Annotated in this window: 19 protein-coding genes; 12 read left to right on the top strand and 7 right to left on the bottom strand. The window is 60.2% G+C overall.

Going from position 1 to position 20,446, the window contains the following annotated elements; translation table 11 throughout:
- Window positions 1-82: 82 nt before the first annotated feature.
- Complete coding sequence (locus AC0IYN_RS10030) at window positions 83-1,036, bottom strand: homoserine kinase (RefSeq protein WP_471841264.1); 954 nt, start codon at window positions 1,034-1,036, stop codon at window positions 83-85.
- Between the two features lie 56 nt (window positions 1,037-1,092).
- Complete coding sequence (locus AC0IYN_RS10025) at window positions 1,093-1,383, bottom strand: DUF2782 domain-containing protein (RefSeq protein ID WP_012721523.1); 291 nt, start codon at window positions 1,381-1,383, stop codon at window positions 1,093-1,095.
- Between the two features lie 74 nt (window positions 1,384-1,457).
- On the opposite strand from AC0IYN_RS10025, the gene polA reads away from it, so the two are divergent.
- On the top strand, window positions 1,458-4,235 hold the full coding sequence (gene polA, locus AC0IYN_RS10020) for a DNA polymerase I (RefSeq protein WP_471841261.1): 2,778 nt from the start codon (window positions 1,458-1,460) through the stop codon (window positions 4,233-4,235).
- Window positions 4,236-4,505: 270 nt separating this feature from the next.
- On the opposite strand, the gene yihA is transcribed toward polA, so the two are convergent.
- Window positions 4,506-5,147 carry a ribosome biogenesis GTP-binding protein YihA/YsxC gene (gene yihA, locus AC0IYN_RS10015; RefSeq protein WP_078046252.1) on the bottom strand — a complete coding sequence of 214 codons (642 nt, stop codon included), beginning with the start codon at window positions 5,145-5,147 and terminating at the stop codon, window positions 4,506-4,508.
- A gap of 192 nt (window positions 5,148-5,339) precedes the next feature.
- Between yihA and AC0IYN_RS10010 the strand changes: the two genes are divergently transcribed.
- From AC0IYN_RS10010 to AC0IYN_RS09985, 6 genes are all read left to right on the top strand, one after another.
- Window positions 5,340-5,642 carry a c-type cytochrome gene (locus tag AC0IYN_RS10010; protein ID WP_406596147.1) on the top strand — a complete coding sequence of 101 codons (303 nt, stop codon included), beginning with the start codon at window positions 5,340-5,342 and terminating at the stop codon, window positions 5,640-5,642.
- A 34-nt stretch (window positions 5,643-5,676) separates the two neighbouring features.
- Window positions 5,677-6,303, top strand: coding sequence for a c-type cytochrome (locus AC0IYN_RS10005; RefSeq protein WP_034110627.1), 627 nt, complete (start codon window positions 5,677-5,679; stop codon window positions 6,301-6,303).
- A 168-nt stretch (window positions 6,304-6,471) separates the two neighbouring features.
- Window positions 6,472-7,107 carry a thiol:disulfide interchange protein DsbA gene (gene dsbA / locus AC0IYN_RS10000; protein ID WP_033899253.1) on the top strand — a complete coding sequence of 212 codons (636 nt, stop codon included), beginning with the start codon at window positions 6,472-6,474 and terminating at the stop codon, window positions 7,105-7,107.
- 10 nt (window positions 7,108-7,117) lie between these two features.
- Window positions 7,118-7,996: an endonuclease/exonuclease/phosphatase family protein gene (locus tag AC0IYN_RS09995; protein WP_406596146.1), complete on the top strand. Its 879-nt coding sequence runs from the start codon at window positions 7,118-7,120 to the stop codon at window positions 7,994-7,996.
- Window positions 7,993-10,044, top strand: coding sequence for a GGDEF domain-containing protein (locus AC0IYN_RS09990; protein WP_457238807.1), 2,052 nt, complete (start codon window positions 7,993-7,995; stop codon window positions 10,042-10,044). Before AC0IYN_RS09995 ends, AC0IYN_RS09990 begins: the two co-directional genes overlap by 4 nt.
- 88 nt (window positions 10,045-10,132) lie before the next feature.
- Complete coding sequence (locus tag AC0IYN_RS09985; protein WP_406596144.1) at window positions 10,133-10,909, top strand: N-acetylmuramoyl-L-alanine amidase; 777 nt, start codon at window positions 10,133-10,135, stop codon at window positions 10,907-10,909.
- On the opposite strand, the gene AC0IYN_RS09980 is transcribed toward AC0IYN_RS09985, so the two are convergent.
- Window positions 10,906-12,693 carry a KinB sensor domain-containing domain gene (locus AC0IYN_RS09980; protein ID WP_457247969.1) on the bottom strand — a complete coding sequence of 596 codons (1,788 nt, stop codon included), beginning with the start codon at window positions 12,691-12,693 and terminating at the stop codon, window positions 10,906-10,908. The genes AC0IYN_RS09985 and AC0IYN_RS09980 overlap by 4 nt on opposite strands.
- A 10-nt stretch (window positions 12,694-12,703) precedes the next feature.
- A complete protein-coding gene (gene algB, locus AC0IYN_RS09975; protein WP_025854310.1) occupies window positions 12,704-14,050 on the bottom strand; it encodes a sigma-54-dependent response regulator transcription factor AlgB in 1,347 nt (448 codons plus the stop codon).
- A 378-nt stretch (window positions 14,051-14,428) separates the two neighbouring features.
- Between algB and AC0IYN_RS09970 the strand changes: the two genes are divergently transcribed.
- The 5 genes from AC0IYN_RS09970 (at window position 14,429) to AC0IYN_RS09950 (ending at window position 18,815) form a co-directional block, all read left to right on the top strand.
- Window positions 14,429-14,713 carry a hypothetical protein gene (locus tag AC0IYN_RS09970; RefSeq protein ID WP_406596142.1) on the top strand — a complete coding sequence of 95 codons (285 nt, stop codon included), beginning with the start codon at window positions 14,429-14,431 and terminating at the stop codon, window positions 14,711-14,713.
- A gap of 80 nt (window positions 14,714-14,793) precedes the next feature.
- On the top strand, window positions 14,794-14,958 hold the full coding sequence (locus AC0IYN_RS09965; RefSeq protein ID WP_003170804.1) for a DUF1328 domain-containing protein: 165 nt from the start codon (window positions 14,794-14,796) through the stop codon (window positions 14,956-14,958).
- A gap of 2 nt (window positions 14,959-14,960) precedes the next feature.
- A complete protein-coding gene (locus tag AC0IYN_RS09960; RefSeq protein WP_010207846.1) occupies window positions 14,961-15,428 on the top strand; it encodes an inhibitor of vertebrate lysozyme family protein in 468 nt (155 codons plus the stop codon).
- 727 nt (window positions 15,429-16,155) lie between these two features.
- Window positions 16,156-17,487 carry a glutamate/aspartate:proton symporter GltP gene (gltP, locus tag AC0IYN_RS09955; protein ID WP_078046259.1) on the top strand — a complete coding sequence of 444 codons (1,332 nt, stop codon included), beginning with the start codon at window positions 16,156-16,158 and terminating at the stop codon, window positions 17,485-17,487.
- A gap of 98 nt (window positions 17,488-17,585) precedes the next feature.
- Window positions 17,586-18,815: a nucleoside recognition domain-containing protein gene (locus AC0IYN_RS09950; RefSeq protein ID WP_016978801.1), complete on the top strand. Its 1,230-nt coding sequence runs from the start codon at window positions 17,586-17,588 to the stop codon at window positions 18,813-18,815.
- An 83-nt stretch (window positions 18,816-18,898) separates the two neighbouring features.
- On the opposite strand, the gene AC0IYN_RS09945 is transcribed toward AC0IYN_RS09950, so the two are convergent.
- On the bottom strand, window positions 18,899-19,510 hold the full coding sequence (locus AC0IYN_RS09945; protein ID WP_457238804.1) for an ABC-type transport auxiliary lipoprotein family protein: 612 nt from the start codon (window positions 19,508-19,510) through the stop codon (window positions 18,899-18,901).
- On the bottom strand, window positions 19,507-20,445 hold the full coding sequence (locus AC0IYN_RS09940) for an MlaD family protein (RefSeq protein WP_123478344.1): 939 nt from the start codon (window positions 20,443-20,445) through the stop codon (window positions 19,507-19,509). Before AC0IYN_RS09940 ends, AC0IYN_RS09945 begins: the two co-directional genes overlap by 4 nt.
- Window position 20,446: the final 1 nt, after the last annotated feature.

Raw genomic sequence — 20,446 nt, 5'->3', positions numbered from 1 at the left:
TTGCGGTGGGCCTGCGACGACATTGCTGGCTGACCTGACGCTATCGCAGGCAAGCCAGCTCCCACAATGACCGAGTTGGGCTTTAGAGGGCGAACGGCAGTTGGATCGTGACCTGCTGGCGTTGTGCCAAGCGATGCTCGAACTCCGCCGGGTCATGGATCAACACATCCTGGCCGGCAAACGATTCAGCCGCGATCAGGCGCGACAGCCAGAACCGCACACAAGCTACGCGTAACATCGTCGGCCACAGTTCTGCCTCTTTCGCCGTAAACGGACGCAGCCCTGCGTACGCACCCAGCAATGCCCGAGCGCGTTGCCCATCAATCACGCCATCGGCGTTCGAGCACCAGTCATTCAGGGCGATCGCCACGTCGTACAGCATCGGGCCGGAACAGGCATTGTAGAAGTCGATAAGCCCAGTGAGGTGCGTGCCTTCGAACATCGCGTTATCGCGGAACAGGTCGGCGTGCACGTTGGCGCGCGGCAGGGCGAGGATCTGGGGCTTATGCGCTTCGATCTCTGCCAGGGCGTCTTGCAACAGGCGCTGCTGTGGCTCGTTCAAGTGCGAAATCAGCTGCGCGCCTTCGCTGAGCATCCAGTCCAGCCCGCGATCGGTCTTGCGTTCCAGCACCTTTTCGCCTTGCGTCGCCAGGTGCAGGTGCCCAAGCAGGTCGCCTACTTGGGCACAGTGCTGGGCGTTGGCATCCTTGATGTGCTTGCCGGCCAGGCGCGGTTGCAGCAGCGCCGGTTTGCCTTTCAGTTCGCGCAGGGCCACGCCGTCTGTGGTGCGCAGGGCGTAAGGCACGGGCAGGTCGGCGTCGTGGAGCACATCGAGCAGTTCGATGAAAAACGGCATCTCCGCGACCGGACCGCGCTCAACCAGGGTCAGGACGAACTCGCCCTGCTCCAGGCTGATAAAGAAATTGGTGTTTTCGCTACCGGCGGCAATCCCCTGGAAGTCGATCAGGCGGCCGAGCCCGTAAGGGGCGAGAAAGGTTTCCAGCTCGGGCCGAGCCAGGGGGGTGAACACAGACATGGTTAAAACTGCCAGTACGGGCGCCGCAGTGCGCGGCGCCAATTGAAGTTAAGAAATCATTTCCATTCGAAAATCTTCCATGACGGGATCAGCATATCCGGCTGGTCAGAGCGGATGAAGTTCGCATCGGTTCCGTCCGCGCGCACCAGGAAATACGGAGGCGCGCCCTTCGGCGTTACCTTGATTGCATACAGGAAACCGTTCTGACGGTACTCCTGGATGGTCTTGTCGCCTTCCGTGCGAATGGTCACTTCCGGATCGCCCCCAGGCGCATCGTCTGCCGCCATGGCAGCCATCGGAGCGAGTGCAATCAAGCCAGTCAGCAGCAGGCGATTGAATGTACGCATGATAACCTTGTCCCTTTGTCGTCATTGGTCCGGCTATTCTAGCGCCTGACCCGCCGAAAAGGTTGATTCTGCTCATGAGCCAAGCACCCCTCGTCCTGGTGGACGGTTCTTCTTATCTGTACCGCGCGTTCCATGCGCTGCCACCGCTGACCACCTCCAAAGGCCTGCCCACCGGCGCGGTCAAGGGCGTGTTGAACATGCTCAAAAGCCTGCGCAGGCAATACCCGGACAGTCCGTTCGCGGTGGTGTTCGACGCCAAGGGTGGGACCTTTCGCGATGACATGTACGCCGAATACAAGGCCAACCGCCCGAGCATGCCCGATGACATGCGCCTGCAGATCGAGCCCCTGCACCAGAGCGTGATCGCCCTGGGTTTCCCGCTGTTGTGCGTCGAAGGCGTCGAAGCCGATGACGTGATCGGCACCCTGGCCCGCAGCAGTGCGGCCGCTGACCGCCCGGTGGTGATTTCCACCGGGGACAAGGACATGGCACAGCTGGTCGACGGGCACATTACCTTGGTCAACACCATGACCGGTAGCGCGATGGACATCGAGGGCGTGAAGGAGAAATTCGGTGTCGCTCCGGAGCAGATCATCGACTACCTGGCGCTGATGGGGGATTCGTCCGACAACATTCCAGGCGTTCCGGGCATTGGTCCCAAGACCGCTTCAGGTTTGCTGGTCGGCGTGAACGGTGGCCTCAAAGAGTTGTATGAGCAATTGGATATCGTGCCGACCCTGCCTATCCGGGGTGCGAAGACGCTGCCGGCCAAGCTGGAAGAGCATCGTGAGATGGCATTCCTGTCCTATCAGTTGGCGACGATCAAGGTCGATGTGCCGCTGGACGTGGGCCTGGATGACCTGCACCTGATCGAACCGGACCGTGAAAAACTGCTGGAGCTGTACACGCTGCTGGAGTTCAAGAGCTGGTTTGATGAGATCCAGCGCGATGCCAAGCGAGTGGAGCTCAAGGCGGCTCCTGCGGTTGAAGACGTTGTAGAAGTGGTGGCACCCGTCGAGGCGACTTACACCACCATCCTCGACCAGGCGACGTTCGACATCTGGCTGAAGAAACTCAACGACGCGGAGCTGTTCGCCTTCGACACTGAAACCACCGGGATCGACGCCCAGCGCGCGCAGCTGGTAGGGGTTTCCTTCGCGGTGCAGCCCCATGAAGCCGCGTACATTCCGCTGACCCACTCCTACATCGGCGTGCCGGAGCAGTTGGACCGCGATACCGTGCTGCTGGCCTTGAAGCCGCTGCTGGAAGACCCGACCAAGCTCAAGGTCGGCCAACATGCCAAGTTCGACATGAACATCCTGGCCAACTGCGCCATCGGTGGCGACCCGGCGCACGGCATTACCGTACGCGGCATCGCCTTCGACACCATGCTCGAATCCTATGTGCTCAATTCCACGGCCACCCGCCACGACATGGACAGCCTGGCCAAGAAGTACTTGGACTACGACACTGTCGCTTTCCAGGACATCGCCGGCAAAGGCGCCAAGCAGCTGACGTTCGACCAGATCGCGCTGGAGCAGGCTGGGCCTTATGCGGCGGAAGACGCCGATGTGACCTTGCGCCTGCATCAGGCGCTGTTTGCGCAACTGTCCGCCATCCCAAGCCTGGCGAGTGTGCTCACGGATATCGAAATCCCGTTGGTGCCGGTGCTGGCGCGTATCGAGCGCCAGGGCGCGCTGGTCGACAAGGACCTGCTGGGCATCCAGAGCATCGAGCTGGGCAACAAGATGGTCGAGCTCGAGCGCCAGGCGTTCGAGATCGCCGGCGAAGAGTTCAACCTGGGTTCGCCCAAGCAACTTGGCGCAATCCTGTACGAAAAACTCGGCCTGCCAGTGCTTAAAAAAACCGGCAAGGGCCAGGCCTCGACCGCCGAAGAAGTCCTGGCCAAGCTGGCCGAAGATGATTACCCGCTGCCCAAGGTGCTGATGCAGTACCGCAGCATGAGCAAGCTCAAAAGCACTTACACCGATCGGCTGCCGGAACAGATCAACCCGCGCACCGGGCGTATCCACACCTCCTATCACCAGGCAGTGGCGGCGACCGGGCGGTTGTCTTCCAGTGATCCGAACCTGCAGAACATCCCGGTACGTACCGCCGAAGGGCGGCGGATTCGCCAGGCGTTCATTGCGCCCAAGGGCTACAAACTGCTGGCGGCGGACTATTCGCAGATTGAGCTGCGGATCATGGCCCACCTGTCGAAAGACGAAGGGTTGATGAATGCCTTCCGTCACAACCTCGATGTACACACGGCCACGGCGGCCGAGGTGTTCAAGGTTGAATTGGGCGAGGTCACCTCCGACCAGCGTCGCAGCGCCAAGGCGATCAACTTCGGTTTGATCTATGGCATGGGCGCGCAGAAGCTGGGCAAGGACATTGGCGTCGATACCAAGACAGCCAAGGCGTACATTGATGTGTATTTCGCCCGTTATCCTGGTGTTCGCGAGTACATGGAACGCACCCGTGCCCAGGCGTCCGATCAAGGCTACGTCGAGACCTTCTTCGGTCGTCGCCTCTACCTGCCGGATATCCACTCCAACAAGCCACAGGAACGCGCGGCCGCTGAGCGCACTGCGATCAACGCGCCGATGCAGGGCACGGCGGCAGATATCATCAAGAAAGCCATGGTGTTGGTGGATAACTGGCTGACCGACTCCGGCCTGGATGCCAAGGTGATCCTGCAGGTACACGATGAATTGGTGCTGGAAGTGCGTGAAGACCTGGTCGCGCAAGTCAGCGAGAAAATTCGCGAGCACATGAGTGCGGCTGCTCACTTGGACGTGCCGCTGCTGGTGGAAGTGGGCGTAGGCGATAACTGGGACGAAGCTCACTGATGACGCGGCCTCTGCCATTACCTTGCGTAGTGGCAGAGTGCTTTAGTCCGGAAATCGCCGTCGGTTATTTCAAATAGTTTTTCGAACCTGCCGGAACTTAACCCGTGAACTGCTACTCAGAGTTACTGAATGGGTGGTGAAGCCCTTCAATGCTCCTATGTTGTGTTAAGTGTTGGCAGATATCTGGACCCCGCCCTAGCGGTCCGGAACTTGAACCCCGAACTTCCCCTCCCCATACGAAGTCCGGGGTTTTTTTTGCCTGCAGAAAAGTTACTCCGCGATTTCCGCGCCCTTGTCTGCCAATTCCATCCAGCCGGCCAATACGGTGTAAGCCTCTTCCAAGCCCAGGCGTTTGGGCGCCGAGAACAGCTGGATGGTGATCGTATCGCCCCAGCCCTTACGGATTTCCGATTGCACTTTCAGCAAGGTGTTTTTGGCGGCGCCGTAGGTCAGCTTGTCGGCCTTGGTCAGCAGGATATGCATCGGCATGCCGCTGGCGACAGCCCAATCAAGCATCAACAGGTCGAAGTCTGTCATCGGATGGCGGATGTCCATCATCAGAATCAAACCCTTCAAACTCTCCCGGCCACCCAGGTAAGCCTCCAGGTGACGCTGCCAGTGCAGCTTCAGCGGGATGGGTACTTTTGCATAACCGTAGCCCGGCAGGTCGACCAGACGCCGATCATCGTCTAGCTTGAAGAAATTGAGGAGTTGCGTACGGCCCGGGGTTTTCGAGGTGCGTGCCAGGCTGGCATGAGTCAGGGTGTTCAGCGCGCTGGACTTGCCGGCGTTGGAACGACCGGCAAAGGCGACTTCAAAGCCTTCGTCATCGGGGCATTGGTCAACTTTGGCGGCGCTGAGCATGAACGTGGACTGTTGGCACAGGCCGAGGATGGGATTCTTGAGTTGCATGAGTTTTCCGATGTGGGCGGTGCCGAGAAAGGGTGCGGCAAGCGGTGTCGTTTCCGTTTCAGTAGCGCCAGTATATAATGCCGCAGATTTTGTGTGTGCTTTGTCCCAGCGAAGGATGAAGTTCACGGGAGCGATAGACCTTTATTGCGCATTAGAACGCAAAACGCTCTCAAACCCTGAAATGGTCGACGTATGACCAAGTGGTTGCTCGCTATCGGTGTCCTGCTCCCGCTTTACGGCGCTCAGGCTACACAGGATCCGGAAGCGGTGTACAACCGAGTTTGCGTGGCTTGCCATGCCGGCCAGTTGCCCAACGCCCCCGTAAGGGGTGACGAGGCAGCCTGGGCGCCGAGACTGGCGCAAGGCATGGACACGCTGGTGCAACACGTGACCCAGGGTTTCAAGGCAATGCCGCCGCGTGGTTTGTGCATGGACTGCAGTACTGAGGATTACCAGGCCGTCATTGAATTGATGGTGAGTAAACCCGGTAGATAACTCTTAAACCCCTTAGCCGTAGTTGGATTAGCTGATGAACAAACTGATCGTGAGTCTGCTGTTGACCTTGGGCATCACAGGCGTTGCCGTCGCTGCAGAGGGCCCCCTGAAAGGTGATGCCACTGCCGGTCAAGCGAAAGCCGCCGTATGTGGTGCCTGCCATGGACCGGATGGTAACAGCCCGGCGCCGAACTTCCCCAAACTGGCCGGCCAGGGTGAACGTTACCTGACCAAGCAACTGCACGACATCAAGGATGGCAAGCGCACGGTCCTGGAAATGACCGGTTTGCTGACCAACCTCAGCGATCAGGACCTGGCAGACCTCGCGGCGTATTTTGCCAGCCAGAAAGGCAGTGTGGGAGCTGCTGATCCGAAACTGGTGGCCCGTGGTGAGAAACTGTTCCGCGGCGGCGACCTGGAAAAAGGCCTGCCAGCCTGCACCGGCTGCCATTCGCCCAATGGCGCGGGCATAGCCGCCGCCGGCTTCCCGCATCTGAGTGGTCAGCATGCGACCTACATCGCCAAACAGTTGACCGATTTCCGCAAGGAAGAGGCCGGGCGTGCCAACGATGGCGACGCGGCAATCATGCGCACCATTGCTCGCAAGCTGAGTGATGAAGACATCGCGGCGGTCTCCAGCTACATCCAGGGCCTGCACTGAGGTGCACACAACGTTAACGCTCGATTAATCCATCGATGCAAGCATAAAAAGGGTGGCTTAGGCTGCCCTTTTTTGTGGCCGCTACCGTTACACTAACGAACTCATGCCCGCGTAGACCTGTCACAACAAAGGTCGCGTGAGGCGACTTTATTTGTCCAGGAGTAAAGCATGCGTAATCTGATCCTCAGCGCCGCTCTCGTCACTGCCAGCCTCTTCGGCATGACCGCACAAGCTGCCGACGTGCCGCTTGAAGCCGGTAAAACCTACGTTGAATTGGCTAACCCGGTTCCGGTCTCGGAGCCAGGCAAGATCGAAGTGGTGGAGCTGTTCTGGTATGGCTGCCCGCATTGCTACGCTTTTGAGCCGACCATCAACCCATGGGTCGAGAAACTGCCTAAAGACGTGAACTTCAAGCGTATCCCCGCCATGTTCGGCGGCCCATGGGATGCCCACGGCCAGCTGTTCCTGACCCTGGAAGCCATGGGTGTGGAGCATAAGGTTCACAACGCGGTATTCGACGCGATCCAGAAGCAAGGCAAGCGCCTCACCAAGCCAGACGAGATGGCTGACTTCGTGGCCACCCAAGGTGTCGACAAGGACAAGTTCCTGGCCACCTTCAACTCCTTCGCCATCCAGGGCCAGATCAAACAGGCTAAAGAGCTGGCGCAGAAGTACGGCGTGCAAGGCGTTCCGACCATGATCGTCAACGGCAAGTACCGTTTCGACCTGGGCACCTCCGGTGGTCCTGAGCAAACCCTCAATGTTGCCGACCAGCTGATCGCCAAAGAGCGCGCAGCCAAGTAAGGGGCCCGTCATGCGCCGCTGGGGTACCGAACGTGTGGTTGGCTTGCATGATCCGCAGGTCAACGAACATCACCTGGAATCCACAGGCCTGCCGGCAGACAGCCGCCTGCGCCTGCTGAGCTTCAATATCCAGGTGGGCATCAGTACCGAGAAGTACCGGCACTACCTCACCCGTGGCTGGCAGCACTTGCTGCCCCACAACGGTCGAGCTGGCAACCTGCAGAAGATCGGCAACCTGTTGAGCGACTTCGACCTGGTTGCCTTGCAGGAAGCCGATGGCGGCAGCATGCGCTCCGGTTACATAAACCAGGTGGAGCACTTGGCCCAGCTCGGGGCTTTCCCCTACTGGTACCAGCAACTCAATCGCAACCTCGGGCGCCTGGCACAGCACAGCAATGGCGTGCTCAGCCGCTTGAAGCCCTCCGCCATCGAAGACCACCCGCTGCCAGGCCCCAAGGGCCGGGGTGCGATCCTTGTGCGCTTTGGCGAAGGCCCAGAGGCCTTGGTGGTGGTGATGATGCACCTGGCGTTGGGGGCTCGCACCCGCACCATGCAGTTGGCCTACATCCGCGAGCTTATTGGCAATTACAAACACCAGGTGCTGATGGGGGACATGAACACCCACGCCAGCGACCTGCTGCAGAATTCTCCGTTGCGCGACCTCGGGCTCCTGGCGCCGCAAGCCGAAGCCACGTTCCCCAGCTGGCGTCCGCAACGCTGTCTAGACCATATCCTGCTCAGTCCTACCCTCACACTTGAGAGTGTGCAGGTGCTGGCGCAGCCCATCTCCGATCACCTGCCGGTCGCGGTAGAGATTCGTCTGCCGGGTTCGCTCACGGCTGATGCATTACCCGCGTTGAGCCCCGGCCCTCGCGGACCCCTTGCATGAGCGACGACGCCCAGCGCTGGAAAGAGAAATACCTTAAAAGCATCGAGCAACAAGATAAGCTCGAACGCCGTTGGGCTGCCCGCCTCGACCTGCTGCGCCGTGGGCTGGTGCGCAGCACGCTGGCTGCTGAGGGCACCGACCGCGCGGTCGACCAGTGTATGAAGGAAATGCGCGACGTTGTCCGTACCGATGATATGGACGCCGCCCTCGCTGCCTTGCTGCCGCGCCTGGAAAAAGCCGTGCTGGATTCGGAGCAGCGCCGCGAAACCCGGGTCGACCAGATCAGTACTGCGTTGACCTCCCTGGTCAGCCAACTGCAAAAACTGCCATTACCCCGTGAAGTGGCCCGCCCGCTGAAGACGTTCGCCAAGCAGCTGGATGGCCGCGTCAGCCAGGCACGTGAGATCCCCTTGCTGCTCAGCGAATTGAGCAGCCTGCAGGGCCAGGCGCTGAACAATCTGGAGCCGGACGGTGAAGTCGCGCGGCCTGGGCCTGGGCTTTTGCAGCGACTGTTTGGTTCCAAAGAGGTCGAGAACGAGGCGGTGCCAAGCGATCCAGCACCCGGCCCTGCACCCCGGCCCGCAGCGGCCAAGCCTGTTGCCGAATCTGAACCGCCCGAGCCTGAGCAGTCGGAGGAACTGACGCAAGCCTTGCGCGCCTTTGCGCCGCAGCCTCAAGCATTGGTTGCCCCTGCAGTAGAGCCGGCCACACCTGCCAAGGCTGCCGAAGCCGTCAGCGAAACGTTTGTCTACGAGGCCCCGGTTCAAACTGCTCCCGTTGAAGTGCCCGCATCGCGTGTAGAGCCCGAACCTCAGGCCGAAGCAGTTGCACCGGAAAGCGCCCTCGCCGCATTCATCGAAACGCCTGACGTTCAGGTCGACACCCCGGACGAGACCGTCATCGGCAGCCTGTCGCTGCCGCCGGTGCTGGAGGCCGAGGAGCCCGATCCTGACGAGTTGCAAGCGGACGGCACCTATTCTCTACCCGATTCGCCGGAGCCGTCCTACAGCTCCGTGGCCAAACACATCGAAGATACCCTGCTCGGGCTTCTGGAGGAGTTGTCGCTGCCCGAGCGCCATCGTCCCCAGGCAGAAGCCATGCGCGAGCGCCTGGCCCACGGCTTGAACTGGTACGAACTGTTGCCGATCCTCGACGATCTGGCGGTGTTGATGCTGGCAATTACCGACAGCGGTCAGCATGAGTTCGAGGCTTACCTCAAGCAGCTCAACGAGCGCCTCGAAGCGTTCCAGGGGCATTTGCAGGTTGCCAGCGACGGCCATGCCGATAGCCGCTCCGCCGCCCGGGAGCTGGATACACAGATCCGCGAACAGGTCGATGGCCTGCAAAGCAGCGTGCAGGAGGCCGCCGACCTGGACAGCCTCAAGCACGTATTGGAAAGTCACCTCGAAGGCCTGCTCGGCACCATGGACGAGCACCAGCAGCAGCGTGACTTGCGCGAGCAGGAAACCGCGGCGCGCCTGAAAGGCTTGGCTGAGCGGGTCGCCAACATGGAGCAGGAAGCCCAGGGCTATCGCGAGCACCTGGAGGTACAACGCCAGAAAGCCTTGATCGATCCGCTCACCGGCCTGCCCAACCGTGCCGCCTGGAGTGAGCGTCTGGATCAGGAGGTCAACGACTGGCATCAACGTGGCAACAGCCTGTCGCTCGCGATGCTGGACTTGGACCACTTCAAGCGCATCAACGACGGCTACGGCCACCTGGCTGGCGACAAAGTACTGAAAATAATCGCTAGCGTGCTGCGTAAACGCCTGCGCCCTAGCGACTTTATCGCGCGTTTCGGCGGTGAGGAGTTTGTACTGCTGATGCCGGACTCATCCCTGGCGGATGCCCTGGCTGCGGGCGAGGTGTTACGTGCAGCGATTGAAGCCTGCCCGTTTCACTTCAAGGGTGAGCCGGTGACGATCACCGTGTCCATGGGCGTGGCGCAGTTCCAGCCGGGAGAGCGCAGCGACCTGGCACTCAAGCGTGCCGATGCAGCCTTGTATCGGGCCAAGGCCGCCGGGCGGAACCAAGTGCAGGCCGCCTAAAAGATGTTCCATTTTGTAATTTGACGGTTGGGTCACAAACGGTACGTTACACTGTTGCATTATCGTCTTTAGCGTAACGTCTTCCGCCATGAAATCCTTGTATATCGCCTTTGTGTTTCTCCTTCTCGCGGGCTGCGCCAGCGGCCCTCGCCTGGACACCACCCACCCCTCGGTGAACTACGACAACCGCGTGCAGTTCGTTGTCGTGCATTACACCTCCACCAACCTTGAACGCTCCCTGGCATTGCTCACCCACGGCCAGGTCAGCAGCCATTACCTGATCGGCGACGATGCGTCGGGCACCGTCTACAAGCTGGTGGATGAGAGCAAGCGTGCCTGGCATGCCGGCGAAAGCGAGTGGATGGGCCGCACCTGGCTCAACTCCAGCTCCATTGGTATCGAGATCGTGAACCCTGGCTACAAAGACACGCCGACAGGCCGCCTGTGGTATCCGTACTCCGAGGCGCAAGTGCAGTCCCTGGTGGTGTTGCTCAAGGACATCAGCAAACGCAACGGCATCGACCCCAAGAACATCATTGGCCACAGTGACATTGCGCCGCTGCGTAAGCTCGACCCGGGCCCTCTGTTCCCCTGGAAGCGCCTGGCAGATGAGGGGCTGGGTGTCTGGCCGGATGCCCAGGCCGTCGCGCGGTTCCAGATGCAGTACGCCACGGAGCTGCCGAGTATTACCTGGTTCCAGGAAGAATTGGCTCATCTGGGCTATCAGACACCCCAGACCGGCGAGCTGGATGTGGCCACGCGTCATGTGATCGCGGCGTTCCAGATGCATTTCCGGCCGTCGCTGTTTGATGGCACGCCAGATGCGGAAAGTGCCGCGATCCTGCGCGCGTTGAACCGCCGCTAGAGCGGTAACGCCATATAGAACTGAGTGCCCTGCCCCGGCCGCGAATACACGCCCATGCGGCCGCCGTGCAGTTGCACGATTTCCTTGCACAGCGCCAAGCCCAGGCCTGCGCCGCCTTTCTTGCGGCCCACCTGGACGAAGGGTTCGAAGATCCGGCCCTGCTGCCCATAGGCGATGCCTTCGCCGTTATCCTCGACGCTGATGATCACTCGCTCGCCATGGCGTCGCGCCTGCAGGCGAATCTGCCCGCCCGCAGTGGTATGGCGCAGGGCGTTGCCCAGCAGGTTGTCCAACACGCGCTCAAGCTGTGCCTGGTCCGCGTACAACCGAGGCAGATCGGATTGGGCTTCTACCAGCAGTTCGATATCTTGCGCCTTGGCTGGCTCGGCGAAACGCACACGGGCGTGTTCCAGCAGGTCGGTCACATCGCACGGCCCCAGGGTGAGTTTCTGCAGGCCGTTCTGGTAGCGCGAGAAGTTGAGCAGGTCGTTGATCAACTGCATCAAGCGCTGCATTTCTTCGTTGACCGTGTCCAGCAGGTCCGCTTCACGGGACTCTGCCGGAAACTTCGCGCGTTCGCGGAACAGTCCGAACGCCATGTGCATGCCGGTCACCGGCGTGCGCAGCTCATGGGAGGCGCGCAGGACGAACTCGCTGCGCACCCGTTCGAAGGCGCGTTGTTCGGTGACGTCATGCAGCACCATCACCGCGCCGAGGATGTGTCCTTGGGTATGGCTGACAGGGGTCAGGCTGTAGGTCAGCAGACGCAACTCGCCTTCGACCTCCACTTCCAGATCGTCCGGCGCGCGTTCCAGGTTGCCACCGCGCAATACCAGTTGTAGCTGCTCGTCCAGTTCCGGGCGCACCAGTGCTTCGCCAAGACCTTGGCCCAGGCGCTCCTCGTCCCAGCCCAACTGGCGCTGGGCCACCGGGTTGAGGTGTTCCAGGCGGCCTTGGCGGTCAATCATCAGGAGGCCATCGTCGATGCTGTCGAGCACCGCCTGTAGGCGCTGTTGACCGGCCAGCAGCTCATCGACGTTGGTCGCCTGATGCTGGCGCAACGCCTCGGCCATGATGCCGAAACGTCGGGTCAATTGATTCATTTCCGCCGCAGACGAGATCGGCAGCGTCACTTCGAAATCGCCTTGCCCGATCTTGTCCGCTGCCTTGGCCAGCGCTTCGATAGGCCCGCCAAAGCGCCGGGCAATGCCATGTGCCGTCACAAACCCGATGATCAGCACCGCAAGCCCCACCAACCCCAGCAACCCGGCGATCAGCAGCGCGCGCTCACGAGATTTGTGTTCGCTGTTGCTGATATTTTCCAGCGCCTGTTTGTGTTCGTTGATGAGGCCATTGCGCAGTGTATTGAAGGTGTCGGTGAGTCTTTCCTTGGTGCCGGGAGGGGGCGTCGGTTGCTGGGACTCGTCGAAGGCTTCCAGCAGTTCCTGATACTGGCCGCGGGCCTCGCTGAAGCCCGTCCCGTGCCCGTCGCGCTGTTCATGGGCGATGCCCTGGTCCAGCAGGTCGAAGTAGCGCTGCTTGGAGGCTTGGAGCGCCTCGGGGTCGGGGCGCTCCTCCAGCATCATGATCAACTGATCACCCAGGCTTTGGCGCAGCTTTAGGCCCAGGTCCAGGGTGATGAAGTTGCTGCGAATCAGGGACTCCTGGGTCTTGGCCATTTGCATGACGCTCACCAGGCCCAGGATCAAGCCCAACAGGGCAACGGTGATCAGCGCTGAGATGCTCAGGAATAACCGAGTGCGCAGCTTCATCGCTAACTTCATAGGGTACAGCTCACAGGTTGTACTGTTTGCGTTTGCGGTACAGGGTCGACGCGTCGATACCCAGGGTGCGAGCCGCCTGGTCCAGTGTGTCGCTGGTGGCGAGCACGGCGCCGATGTGGGCTTTCTCCAGTTCGTCCAGGCTCAATGCCGCACCGATACGCGGGGCATTGTTGGTTGGCTGTTCGGCCATCCCCAGGTGGCTGATTTCCACCTTCTCCTGTGGGCAGATGATACTGGCACGCTCCACGACGTTACGCAGCTCACGGATATTCCCCGGCCAGCGGTAGTTGAGCAGTGCTTCGCGCGCTTCATCGCTGAAACCCCGTGCCGGTCGGGCATATTCCTTGACGAAACGCGCCAGGAACCGATCGGCCAGGGTCAGAATATCTTCACTGCGCTCGCGCAGTGGCGGCAGGTGCAAGGTGATCACGTTGAGGCGGTACAGCAAATCCTCCCGGAAGCGGCCGTCGCGCACCATGTCTTCCAGGTTCAAGTTGGTGGCGGCGAGGATGCGTACATCGGCACGGCGGGTGACCGGGTCGCCCACACGCTCGTATTCCTTGTCCTGGATAAAACGCAGCAATTTTGGTTGCAACGTCAGTGGAAAATCGCCGATCTCATCGAGAAACAACGTGCCGCCATCCGCCTGGTTGACGCGACCCAACGTGCTCTCGCTGGCACCGGTAAAGGCGCCACGGCTATGGCCGAACAATTCGCTTTCCATCAGCTCTGCCGTCAGCGACGGGCAGTTGATGGTCACGCAGGATTTCTTCGAGCGTTTGCTCCAACCGTGAATGGCGCGGGCCAGCTCACCTTTACCGGTACCGGATTCACCCAGGATCAGAATGTTGGCGTCGGTGCCGGCCACTTGCCGCGCAGTCTCCAGCACGACCATCATCGATGGGCTGTGAGAGTCGAGGCCGTCTTTCGGCTGGCGTACTTCGCCTTCGAGCGCTTCCAGGCGTGCGGAGAGTTGGCGCACTTCCAGTTGCTTGGCAGTGGCGAGGCGCAATTGGTCAGGACTGCAGGGCTTTACCAGGTAGTCGGCGGCACCGGCCTGGATCGCATCCACTGCGGTATCGACTGCCGAATGCGCGGTGACAATCACCACGCGCATCCACGGCGCCTGGATGCGCATCTGGGCCAGCACGTCCAGGCCATTGTCTTCGCCCAGGCGCAGGTCGAGGAAGCACAGGTCGAACACTTGGCGCTGCATCAGCGTATCGGCCTGGGCAGCGCTGTTGGCGGTGGCTACGGTGTAGCCTTCATCTTCCAGGCAATAACGGAAGGTGCGGAGGATCGCGGATTCGTCATCCACTAAAAGAATGCGGCCTTGAAGTTCCTTGGCTGATTCCATCTGTCCCGCGCTCCTTAAACTATGAATGATGGTGTTTAGTCCCGGAATAATCGGGCAAGTTGCATGGTTTATTCTGATCGATAAATAGCATCGTCGTGCAGGTATCTGCACCGCTTCCTACAAAGCCCCGCCTGATGGCGTTTTCATGCCGTCTTGCCACTTCGGCAACGCGCCCTGTGTGTTCTATCCCTTGATCCGACCGCTGGCCATCGTGCATTTCGCACGGCCCGCGAGGGGGTATCGTGCAGGATGCTGGGCACGTGTTGGATTAATAATATTTAACTCATTGATTTAATTGAGTTTTATTTTGTAAAAAAGCTGGCATGCGCTCTGCAATAGCTCTCCCAACGAATAATCAAAATGCGGGAGAACAGCAGCATGACTCGCCAAAGCCTCAGCCAATTGCGTGTGTCGCCACTGCGCTTGCAACAAGGTCTGTTTGCCAGCCTGGCCTTGATGGTCACGCTGATTGGCGGCCAACAGTTGCAACATTGGCAGCAGAGTCAGCAGCAGATTCCCCAGTTCGAACGTCCCGCCATGACCCAAACCCATTTCCGTTCCGTTGGCAGCGTAGCTGCCGACGCAACAGCCCCGCAATTGCGGATGGTTGACCAGGAATCTTCCCTGAGTGAACTGCCATCCCAGGAGCGTTGGGTGTTCTAGGCACCAAAAATGCCGCTCGTGTTGAGTGGCCGCACGGCACTACCGCTGTTACCTCTTAAAGAAGCATAAGGAGAATCACCATGTTGAGTTGGGCAATCACATTTCTGATCATCGCCATTGTGGCTGCAGTCCTGGGCTTCGGTGGTATCGCGGGCACCGCCACGGGTATCGCAAAAATTCTGTTTGTGGTCTTCCTGGTGATGTTCATCGCTTCCTTCTTCTTTGGTCGTCGCGGCCGAGGCTGAACATGACCACTTTGTCCTTCAAAGCCATTACTGCCGCCCTGCTTCTGGGCGGCAGCGGCTTGGCAATGGCCGCCAATGACGGTCAGTCCCGAGCCAACGAATTGCTCAGCGCGGACCCGCAATACCGCGAGACCTGGCAAGGCGTGGTGAAGAAAGAAGAGCGTCTGCCGGAATGGGTCATGAACCTGTCAGGCACCGCCGAGCAAATGAATGCCGTGGAAGAAGATGGCGACAAGTACTTGGTCGGGCCGCTCTGCGAAACCGCAGACACCTGCTTGAACAAGCGACTGATCGTTGCCTTCAGCCTCGACAAGGAAGATGCCTACGCCATGTTGGTGGAAGTCCCGGCCGGTCTGCCGGCGGACAAGTCCCCGACGCGGCACGCCGATTACCGTTTTATCGGTAAGCCGGATGAGGGCATGCAAAAGCTGCTGATGGAGCAGCTGAAGAAAGATCCTAATTGGTACTAGGTTCCGTCTGACGACCTTGTCGTCTACGGGGCCAGCGTCCATAGAAAGAAGCCCCCTCGCTTCTTTCTGTCTGCGCCACTCGAAAAGGGCGGTGCATGACCAAGGGGCCGGGTTGCTCTGATCAATTGCGATCGGCGTGACCTACGGGTACAGGGAGTGCCTGCGCAAGGGCCGGGTCAGGCGAAAAGCTGCGACGCAGGTTCACAAGCCGATGGCTTGCTGGACCTGCGGCGGGCTTGTCAGGCTCGCTCAGCTTCCTATGCCCTCCATAGCCGCAAATTTCCTTTCTGCTCTTTCCCAACCATTACTTCGTGTGTCGGGCTGACCATCTATCGATAAAATTTGGCCTGGTCCATAGGACATTTCCGACGCTAAACGACGGTATTCCCAGGCATTTCTGCCAAGGCGCCAAAGACGTCCTGATTCTCTGAGCGAGCCGGGTTTGGCAGGTTCACGGCATGTTTGCCGGACAAAATGTCACATTTGAACTGACCGTTCGGACAGTTATTATTAAAAAAAGCCATGCCGATTCGGCATAGGGTAGGCGTTTACGGCATTAGACGTCGCTCCCTTGCATGGGAATAGTTGCGCCTTTTTTCGCCTGCCAGTAAGCCATTTCGGCCACGCTGCGGTGACCTTCCATGGAGGCAGATGCACACACTTTTTCGCTTTCGAGCGTTGCGGCTGGCGCATTTGCCTTAAGTTCACTTGAAGTAAGGGTAATGACATGAAGAAGGCAAAGCTAAGCCTCGCCTGGCAGATCCTCATCGGTTTGGTGCTAGGGATCGCAATCGGTGCAGTGCTCAACCATTTCAGTGCTGAAAAGGCCTGGTGGATCAGCAATGTGTTGCAGCCAGCGGGCGATATCTTTATCCGCCTGATCAAGATGATCGTGATCCCGATTGTGATCTCCTCACTAATCGTCGGCATTGCCGGTGTTGGTGACGCGAAGAAACTCGGGCGTATCGGCGTCAAAACCATCCTTTACTTCGAAATTGTCACCACGATCGCCATCGTGGTCGGCCTGTTGCTCGCCAACCTTTTCCACCCGGGCGCTGGCATCGACATGAGTACCTTGGGTACCGTCGACATCTCCAAGTACACCGCCACTGCCGCCGAAGTGCAGCATGAGCATGCGTTCATCGAGACCATCCTCAACCTGATTCCATCGAACATCTTCGCTGCTGTTGCCCGTGGCGAAATGCTGCCGATCATCTTCTTCTCCGTGCTGTTCGGCCTCGGCTTGTCGAGCCTCAAGCCTGAGCTGCGCGAGCCGCTGGTGACCATGTTCCAGGGCGTGTCCGAGAGCATGTTCAAAGTCACTCACATGATCATGAAGTACGCCCCGATCGGCGTATTTGCACTGATCGCAGTGACCGTTGCCAACTTTGGCTTCGCCTCTTTGCTGCCGTTGGCCAAGCTGGTGATCCTGGTTTACGTCGCCATCCTGTTCTTCGCCTTTGTGATCCTCGGCCTGATCGCCCGCCTGTTCGGCTTCTCGGTGATCAAGCTGATGCGCATCTTCAAGGATGAGCTGGTGCTGGCCTACTCCACCGCCAGCTCCGAAACCGTGCTGCCGCGCGTGATCGAGAAGATGGAAGCCTACGGCGCGCCGAAGGCGATCTGCAGCTTCGTGGTGCCAACCGGTTACTCGTTCAACCTCGACGGTTCGACCCTGTACCAGAGCATTGCCGCGATCTTTATTGCGCAGCTGTACGGCATCGACCTGTCGATCGGCCAGCAACTGATGCTGGTGCTGACGCTGATGGTCACCTCCAAAGGCATTGCCGGCGTACCGGGCGTGTCCTTTGTGGTGCTGCTGGCGACCCTGGGCAGCGTGGGTATTCCGCTGGAAGGCCTGGCGTTTATCGCCGGTGTCGACCGCATCATGGACATGGCGCGTACCGCCCTGAACGTGATCGGCAACGCCCTGGCCGTGCTGGTGATCTCCCGTTGGGAAGGCATGTACGACGACGCCAAGGGCGAGCGCTACTGGAACTCGCTGCCGCACTGGCGCAGCAAGGAAGCCTCGCCCGCCGCCCAGGCCACCCGCAGCTGATAGCCTGACGGCTCGAAGACAAACCCCGGAAAATTCCGGGGTTTGTCGTTTCTGCCAGCCCCGCTATCATTCGCTGCATTCTTCAAGGGGTTTAACTGATGCTCAATGGCCTGTGGCTTGGCTTCTTTGTCGTGGCAATGGTGTCGGCACTGGCGCAATGGCTGGTCGGCGGTAACGCCGGAATATTCGCGGCAATGGTCGAAAGCATTTTCGCCATGGCCAAACTGTCGGTGGAAGTGATGGTGCTGCTGTTCGGCACCCTGACGCTGTGGCTGGGCTTTTTGCGCATTGCCGAAAAAGCCGGGATCGTCGATTGGCTGGCCAAGGCCCTCGGCCCGCTGTTTCGCCGCCTGATGCCGGAAGTCCCTGCCGGCCACCCGGCCATCGGTTTGATCACCCTGAACTTCGCCGCCAACGGCCTGGGCCTGGATAACGCCGCCACGCCCATCGGTTTGAAAGCGATGAAGGCGCTGCAGGAACTCAACCCTATCCCCAACACGGCGAGTAACGCGCAGATCCTGTTCCTGGTGCTCAACGCGTCTTCGCTGACGCTGTTGCCGGTGACGATCTTCATGTACCGCGCCCAGCAAGGCGCGGCGGACCCGACGCTGGTGTTCCTGCCGATCCTGCTGGCGACCAGCGCCTCGACCCTGGTCGGCCTGCTCTCGGTGGCGATCATGCAGCGTCTACGGCTGTGGGACCCGGTGGTGCTGGCCTATCTGATTCCCGGTGCACTGGTGTTGGGTGGCTTCATGGCATTGCTGGCGACCCTTTCTGCGACGGCGCTGGCCGGGCTGTCGTCGATCCTCGGCAACCTCACACTGTTCGGGTTGATCATGCTGTTTCTTGTGATCGGCGCGTTGCGCAAGGTCAAGGTCTACGAGGCATTTGTCGAAGGCGCAAAAGAAGGCTTCGACGTGGCCAAGAACCTGCTGCCGTACCTGGTGGCGATGCTGTGTGCCGTGGGTGTGTTGCGCGCTTCGGGCGCCCTGGATTTCGGCCTGGAAGGCATTCGCCATGTGGTCGCCTGGACCGGTATGGACACACGCTTTGTCGATGCTTTGCCGACTGCGATGGTCAAGCCGTTTTCCGGCAGCGCTGCGCGGGCGATGTTGATTGAGACCATGCAGACCCAAGGTGTGGACAGCTTCCCGGCGCTGGTGGCGGCGACGATTCAGGGCAGTACCGAGACCACCTTCTATGTGTTGGCGGTGTACTTTGGGTCGGTAGGGATCCAGCGGGCCAGGCATGCCGTGGGGTGTGCGTTGCTGGCGGAGTTGGCCGGTGTCGTGGCGGCTATTGCGGTGTGCTACTGGTTCTTTGGGTAAGGCTTGAATCGCTATCGCCGGCAAGCCGGCCCCTACAGGTGGATGCGTTCTCTGTAGGCGTCGGCTTGCCAGCGATAGCGCCCTCAGCGTTTCGCAGTGGCAGTGCCCTGCGCCACCACCCAATCCACCACCTGCTTATTCAACTGATCCCCCGCCTGCCCAAACCCGGCCACTACCGCCGGTACCTTGGTGTCGCTCACCGGCTGCCTCACCTCAAACCGTCTGCTGGCAACAATTCGCTGGTCACTGCCGCGCACCAGGCGCGCATCCAGGCGAATCACCACCTCCACCGCACTGCCGTGGTATTCACTCTGGAATGCCTGCAACTGCCCGCCCAGCTCATAGTCGGACTGCAGATTGGTATCGTCGGTGCTCAGCAGCGTCACCCGGCCATCGCGCTGGAAGCCGTCCATGAAGCGGTTGCGCAGCAGCACGGGCGACGGGTCGCTCCAGCGCGAGTTGGCATAGCTGCTGATCAGGTCACCATTGGGCACCACGGCAATACGCGGGCTGTCGAGAAACTCGCTGGTCTGCGGCTTGTTCACGCGCAGTGACCAACTCACCGGCGCGGCCTGGCGGGTGGCCTGGGCCGAGGCCAGGCGATACACGTCCGAAGGGTCGGCCTTGGGCAGGATCGAACACGCGCTCACCAGCGCCAAAGCGACAGGGGCGATCATTTGGTAAGCACGCTTCATGGTGTGAACTCCTTGTTCTTGTCGCTGCCCAGCAGGTAACCGCTCGGGTTGGCTTCCAGGCGGCGGGAGATGGCGCGCAGCGAGCCGAGGGTTTCGCGCAGCTCGCGCACGGCCGGCGCCAGTTCGTTGAGGCCTTGCATGCCGCTGTTCACCGAGTCCTTGTTGTCTGTCAGCAAGGTGTTGATGGTCGCGGTGCTTTGTTCAAGGGACTTCATGGCCTGTTCGGCACTGCCGAAGGCCTGCTTGCCTTGTTCGTTGAGCAAGCCGTTGGCGTTGCGCATCAGCACAGTGGTCTGCTCCAGGGCAGCGCTCGCCTGTTTGCTCACCTGCATCAGTTGCTGCATCACCACCTTGATATCGCCGCGCTGGTCGGCGATGGCGCCGGTGGTTTGTTGCAGGTTGTCCAGGGTGTTGCTCAGGCGCTCAACGTTCTCGCGGGAGAACATGTGGTTGGCGTTGTGCAGCAGCAGGTTGATGCTGGTCATCAGGTCGTTGCTGTTGTTCAGCAGGCGCGCGATGGGCGATGGTGAGGCGATGATCTGTGGCAGGTTACCGTCCTTGCCCTTGAGTTCGGGACTCTGCGGGGTGCCGCCACTGAGCTGGATGATCGAGGTACCCGTGATGCCGGTCAGGGCCAGCTTCGCCTGGGTGTCTTCCTTGACCGGCGTCTGCCCGGCCAGGCGGATACGTGCCAGGACGCGGCGCGGATCCTTGGGGTCCAGGCTCAGGCTGATGACATCGCCCACCTTGATCCCGCTGTACTGCACCGAACTGCCCTGGGACAGGCCACTGACGGCCTCATTGAAGATCACTTCGTAGTCCTGGAAGGCGCTGTCGACGCTGGACTTGGCCAGCCACAGGCCGAACAGCATCGCGCCGACCACCACGATCACGCTGAACAGACCGATCATCACATGATGGGCTCGGGTTTCCATG

The organism is Pseudomonas sp. AC112, from assembly GCF_979253545.1.
Note: the sequence above shows the minus strand (reverse complement) of the source record. Positions and strands in the feature narration are given on the sequence as shown.

Excerpts from the sequence above, each read along its gene's own strand:
- dsbA (WP_033899253.1), top strand. The coding sequence starts at position 6,472 with ATGCGTAATCTGATCCTCAGCGCCGCTCTCGTCACTGCCAGCCTCTTC.
- AC0IYN_RS09985 (WP_406596144.1), top strand. The coding sequence starts at position 10,133 with ATGAAATCCTTGTATATCGCCTTTGTGTTTCTCCTTCTCGCGGGCTGC.
- AC0IYN_RS09950 (WP_016978801.1), top strand. The coding sequence starts at position 17,586 with ATGCTCAATGGCCTGTGGCTTGGCTTCTTTGTCGTGGCAATGGTGTCG.
- AC0IYN_RS09970 (WP_406596142.1), top strand. The coding sequence starts at position 14,429 with ATGACTCGCCAAAGCCTCAGCCAATTGCGTGTGTCGCCACTGCGCTTG.
- AC0IYN_RS10010 (WP_406596147.1), top strand. The coding sequence starts at position 5,340 with ATGACCAAGTGGTTGCTCGCTATCGGTGTCCTGCTCCCGCTTTACGGC.
- AC0IYN_RS10005 (WP_034110627.1), top strand. The coding sequence starts at position 5,677 with ATGAACAAACTGATCGTGAGTCTGCTGTTGACCTTGGGCATCACAGGC.
- AC0IYN_RS09960 (WP_010207846.1), top strand. The coding sequence starts at position 14,961 with ATGACCACTTTGTCCTTCAAAGCCATTACTGCCGCCCTGCTTCTGGGC.
- AC0IYN_RS09940 (WP_123478344.1), bottom strand. The coding sequence starts at position 20,445 with ATGGAAACCCGAGCCCATCATGTGATGATCGGTCTGTTCAGCGTGATC.
- AC0IYN_RS09945 (WP_457238804.1), bottom strand. The coding sequence starts at position 19,510 with ATGAAGCGTGCTTACCAAATGATCGCCCCTGTCGCTTTGGCGCTGGTG.
- AC0IYN_RS10025 (WP_012721523.1), bottom strand. The coding sequence starts at position 1,383 with ATGCGTACATTCAATCGCCTGCTGCTGACTGGCTTGATTGCACTCGCT.
- yihA (WP_078046252.1), bottom strand. The coding sequence starts at position 5,147 with ATGCAACTCAAGAATCCCATCCTCGGCCTGTGCCAACAGTCCACGTTC.
- AC0IYN_RS09990 (WP_457238807.1), top strand. The coding sequence starts at position 7,993 with ATGAGCGACGACGCCCAGCGCTGGAAAGAGAAATACCTTAAAAGCATC.
- AC0IYN_RS09965 (WP_003170804.1), top strand. The coding sequence starts at position 14,794 with ATGTTGAGTTGGGCAATCACATTTCTGATCATCGCCATTGTGGCTGCA.
- algB (WP_025854310.1), bottom strand. The coding sequence starts at position 14,050 with ATGGAATCAGCCAAGGAACTTCAAGGCCGCATTCTTTTAGTGGATGAC.
- AC0IYN_RS10030 (WP_471841264.1), bottom strand. The coding sequence starts at position 1,036 with ATGTCTGTGTTCACCCCCCTGGCTCGGCCCGAGCTGGAAACCTTTCTC.
- AC0IYN_RS09995 (WP_406596146.1), top strand. The coding sequence starts at position 7,118 with ATGCGCCGCTGGGGTACCGAACGTGTGGTTGGCTTGCATGATCCGCAG.
- gltP (WP_078046259.1), top strand. The coding sequence starts at position 16,156 with ATGAAGAAGGCAAAGCTAAGCCTCGCCTGGCAGATCCTCATCGGTTTG.
- polA (WP_471841261.1), top strand. The coding sequence starts at position 1,458 with ATGAGCCAAGCACCCCTCGTCCTGGTGGACGGTTCTTCTTATCTGTAC.
- AC0IYN_RS09980 (WP_457247969.1), bottom strand. The coding sequence starts at position 12,693 with ATGAAGTTAGCGATGAAGCTGCGCACTCGGTTATTCCTGAGCATCTCA.